This window comes from Pseudomonas sp. P5_A2_2, assembly GCF_054177685.1.
Genome location: NZ_JBGCUL010000337.1, coordinates 1 through 4610, shown reverse-complemented (window position 1 = coordinate 4610; position 4610 = coordinate 1). Strand labels below are relative to the sequence as shown.

Sequence of the window (4610 nt, the reverse complement as noted above, 5' to 3'; positions counted from 1 at the left end):
GCGGTGTACCGGCAACAACTGGCGGCGGCCTGCGCCAGTGAAATCACGGCATTGCTCAACGGCGGGCAGCAGGGGCAAGCGGGGTTCACCCAGGACGGTAAGGCCTTCAGGGGCCTGCTGCCGGCGGACATCGCCATCCTGGTCCGCGATGGCAAGGAGGCGCAGGCGGTTCGTGCGCAATTGGCCGCTCGTGGCGTGCGCAGTGTTTACCTGTCGGACAAGGACTCGGTGTTCGCCGCCCAGGAGGCGCATGACGTTCTGACCTGGCTCAAGGCCTGCGCTGAGCCGGATGTCGAGCGCCCGCTGCGGGCCGCGTTGGCCAGCATCACGTTGAACCTGTCGCTGACGGAGCTGGAGCGGCTGAATCAGGACGAGTTGGCCTGGGAAGCCCGGGTCATGCAGTTCCGTGGTTATCGCGAAGTCTGGCGCAAGCAGGGCGTACTGCCGACGCTGCGACGCTTGCTGCACGACTTCCGTCTGCCCCAGGCGTTGATCGCCCGCAGTGACGGCGAGCGCGTCTTGACCAACCTTCTGCACCTTTTCGAACTGCTGCAACAAGCCGCCGCCGAACTCGATGGCGAGCAAGCCCTGATTCGGCATTTGTCCGAGCATCTGGCGTTGTCCGGGCAAGCTGGCGAAGAGCAGATCCTGCGTCTGGAAAGTGATGAGCAGTTGGTCAAGGTCGTGACCATTCACAAGTCCAAAGGCCTTGAGTACCCGTTGGTGTTCCTGCCGTTCATTTGCTCGGCGAAACCGGTGGATGGCGGCCGCCTGCCATTGCACTACCACGATGAATCAGGCAATGCCCAGGTCACGTTGAAGCCGACGACAGAGTTGATTGCCCTGGCTGACGATGAGCGTCTGGCCGAGGATCTGCGCTTGCTCTATGTCGCCCTGACCCGGGCGCAACACGCTTGCTGGCTGGGGGTGGCCGACCTCAAGCGCGGCAACAACAATGGCTCGGTGCTGCATCTGTCGGCATTGGGTTATCTGCTGGGCGGCGGTGCGCCATTGGCCGACTCCAAGGCGTTGCAGCTTTGGCTGCGGGATCTGCAGCAGGACTGCCCGGCGTTGGCGTATGCCGAGATGCCTGAAGCGACTGCAGAGCATTACCGGCCACCGCAAAATGACGCGGCGCTGCTGGTTCCACTGGTTCCGAAACGCAAGGCCAGTGAAAACTGGTGGATCGCTTCCTACAGCGCGCTGCGCATTGGCGACACCCTGAGCGTCGGCACCGACGAAGCACCGGAGAGCCCACAGGCGCAAAAACTGTTCGATGACGAACGCCTCGACCCACAGGCCCCCAGGGAAGTGGTGGCCGGTGGCGGCGATATCCATCGCTTCCCGCGCGGCCCGAACCCCGGCACCTTCCTCCATGGCTTGCTCGAATGGGCGGGGGGCGAGGGTTTTGAAGCGGCACCACAAGAGGTGATCGACGCCATTGCCCGTCGCTGCAACCGTCGAGGCTGGGAGGGCKGGATCAGCACCTTGAGTGACTGGCTGCAGCATCTGCTCAAGTCGCCGTTGCAACTGGGCAACGATCAGACCCCGGTGATATTCGCCCAGTTGACGCAGTATCAGGTCGAGATGGAGTTCTGGTTCGCCAGCCATAAGGTCGATGTGCTCAAGCTCGATGCGCTGGTGTGCCAATACACCCATAACGGCGTGGCCCGGGTGGCCGCGGAACCGGTGTTGCTCAACGGCATGTTCAAGGGCTTCATCGACCTTGCGTTCGAACATGACGGCCGCTATTACGTGGCCGACTACAAATCCAACTGGCTCGGCGTCGATGATGCGGCCTACACCGCGCAGGCCATGGAACAATCGATTCTCGACAACCGCTATGACCTGCAATACGTGTTGTACCTGTTGGCCCTGCACCGCCAGCTCAAGGCGCGGCTCGCCGATTACGACTACGATCGGCATGTCGGCGGTGCGTTGTACCTGTTTTTGCGCGGTACGCGTGCGGCCAGCCAGGGTGTATTTTTCGCCCGGCCGCCAAGAGAACTGATCGAGCGTCTGGACAGGCTGTTCCAGGGCAAGCCGGAACCCAAGGCCGAGCCCGCCTGGGAACAGGGAGTACTGTTATGAATCGTACATTCGCCGATTTGTTGCCCACATCGCTGGCAGCCGAAAGCCTGGCCGATCTGGCGCCGCTGAGTCGTGCCGACGACTTGCTGTTGTTGCTCACGCGTTGGGTCGAGCGTGGCTGGTTGCGCGCGCTGGACAAAGCCTTTGTGGCGTTTCTGCATGAGCTGGCACCGGAGGATGATCCACTGGTGTTGCTGGCAGCCGCGCTGACCAGCCACCAGTTGGGCCATGGGCATGTCTGCCTCGACCTGTTCGAGACGCTGAAAGAACCGGACTTCGCCCTGTCGCTGCCACCCGAAGGTGACGTGCAAGGTGGCACGATGCTGTTGCCCTCACAGTTACTGGGATCGCTGGACGGTGCTCATTGGTGCAAGGTGCTGGCCGCCAGCAACCTGGTCGCACTGGCCGCTGACAGTCGTGACAACGTGCGCGACCGGCCTTTGGTTTTATCGGGCAAACGCTTGTACCTGCGCCGTTATTGGGCCTACGAGCGGCGGATCGACCTCTCGTTGCGCGAGCGTCTGACGCAACACGAATCCACGCCGAACGACTTGCTCCAGCGCCTCACCGGTCTGTTTGGTCCTGCCCGTTCCGGTGAAGTGATCGACTGGCAGAAGCTCGCCTGCGCCCTGGCGACCCGCAGCGCCTTCAGCATCGTCACGGGAGGACCGGGAACCGGCAAGACCACCACTGTCGTGCGCTTGCTGGCGTTGCTCCAGGCGCCGGCGGTCGAGGCCGGCATGCCCCTGCGCATTCGTCTCGCCGCGCCTACCGGCAAGGCCGCGGCGCGTTTGACCGAATCCATCAGCCAACAAGTCCGGACCTTGAAGGTCACTGAAGAAATACGGGAAAAGATCCCCTCCGACGTCACCACCGTTCACCGCCTGCTCGGCAGCCGGCCCGGGACTCGTCATTTCCGCCACCATGCGGGCAATCGCCTGCCGCTGGATGTGTTGGTGGTGGACGAGGCCTCGATGATCGACCTGGAAATGATGGCCAACCTGCTCGACGCCTTGCCGCCCCATGCGCGCCTCGTGCTGTTGGGTGACAAGGATCAATTGGCGTCGGTAGAAGCCGGCGCGGTACTGGGGGATTTGTGCCGCGATGCGGAGGCCGGCTGGTACAGCCCGCAGACACGCCAGTGGCTGGAAGCCGTCAGTGGCGAAAACCTGCAGGCCAGCGGCTTGCAGGAGGACGCCCAGGGCACTCATCCATTGGCTCAACAGGTCGTGATGTTGCGCCATTCCCGGCGATTCGGTGAAGGTAGCGGCATTGGCCAACTGGCTCGTTGGGTCAACCAGCAACATCCCGAAGAAGCCCGCAAGTTGTTGTCGGCGCGAAGCCATGACGATGTGTATTGCCTGGCCCTCAAGGGGGAGCAGGATCGGGCCCTGGAACGCTTGCTTCTCGACGGCCATGGCGAGGGGCCGCAGGGTTATCGACATTACCTGAGCGTGCTGCGCAATCAGCGCCCGCCACTGGACAGCCCGCTGGAAGATTCGTGCTGGATTGATTGGGCTCGACAAGTGCTGCAGGCTTTCGACGCGTTCCAGTTGTTATGCGCCGTGCGCAAGGGGCCGTGGGGTGTTGAAGGCTTGAACCAGCGAGTGACGGACGCGTTGCTGAGGGCCCGTCTGATCGACAGCGACCAGCAGTGGTACGAGGGGCGCCCTGTCCTGATGACCCGCAACGATTACGGGCTGGGTTTGATGAACGGCGATATCGGCATTGCCCTCAGGCTCCCGGAACAGGAAGGCCACGGGACTGGAAAACAGGTTCTGCGTGTGGCATTCCCACGCAATGATGGCCAGGGAGGCGTGCGGTTTGTCCTGCCCAGTCGCCTGAACGATGTCGAAACCGTGTACGCCATGACCGTGCATAAATCCCAGGGCTCGGAGTTCGCGCATACCGCGTTGATTCTTCCGGATGCCTTGAATCCGGTACTCACCAAGGAACTGATCTATACCGGAATTACCCGGGCCAAGGACTGGTTCACCTTGATCGAGTCGCGTGCAGGCGTGTTTGAAGAGGCGGTGAAACGCCGGGTCAAACGCTTGAGCGGGCTGATGCTGGAGCTAAAGGAAGGCCGCGAGCCGACAGGCTGAAGGGTCAGTAATCGGCAAACAGCATCTCCCGGCTTTCGCCCATCAGCAGGCCCTGATTCTGCTCGGTGACCTCGCGGATGTAATCCCACAACAGGGTGATCCGCTTGAGCTTGCGCAGGTCTTCGCGGCAGTACATCCAGAATTGTCGGGTGATATTGATTTCCTGCGGCAACACCGGCAGCAGGCGCGGGTCCTGAGTGGCGAGGAAGCACGGCAGGATTGCCAGTGAGCGTCCTTGCTGCGCGGCCACGAACTGCGCGATCACGCTGGTGCTGCGCAGGTTGGCACTGGCGCCGGGCAATACGTTGGCCAGGTACAACAGCTCCGAGCTGAATGCCAGGTCGTCGACGTAACTGATAAACGAATGTTTGGCCAAGTCTGCCGGGCGGCGGATCGGCGGGTGGTTGTCCAGAT

Annotated in this window: 3 protein-coding genes; 2 read left to right on the top strand and 1 reads right to left on the bottom strand. The window is 62.3% G+C overall.

What is annotated here, in order from left to right:
- Together ACXRVY_RS17755 and recD are read left to right on the top strand one after the other, a co-directional pair.
- The coding region (locus tag ACXRVY_RS17755) for a 3'-5' exonuclease (protein ID WP_458237879.1) at nucleotides 1-2091 on the top strand (2091 nt) is incomplete at its 5' end.
- Nucleotides 2088-4196 (top strand): exodeoxyribonuclease V subunit alpha, encoded by a 2109-nt coding sequence (gene recD / locus ACXRVY_RS17750; protein WP_223463587.1) that lies wholly within the window; start codon nucleotides 2088-2090, stop codon nucleotides 4194-4196. The genes ACXRVY_RS17755 and recD, both read left to right, overlap by 4 nt.
- A gap of 4 nt (nucleotides 4197-4200) precedes the next feature.
- Here recD and ACXRVY_RS17745 read toward each other — a convergent pair.
- A partial coding sequence (locus tag ACXRVY_RS17745) for a LysR substrate-binding domain-containing protein (protein ID WP_458237878.1) occupies nucleotides 4201-4610 on the bottom strand: 410 nt, incomplete at its 5' end.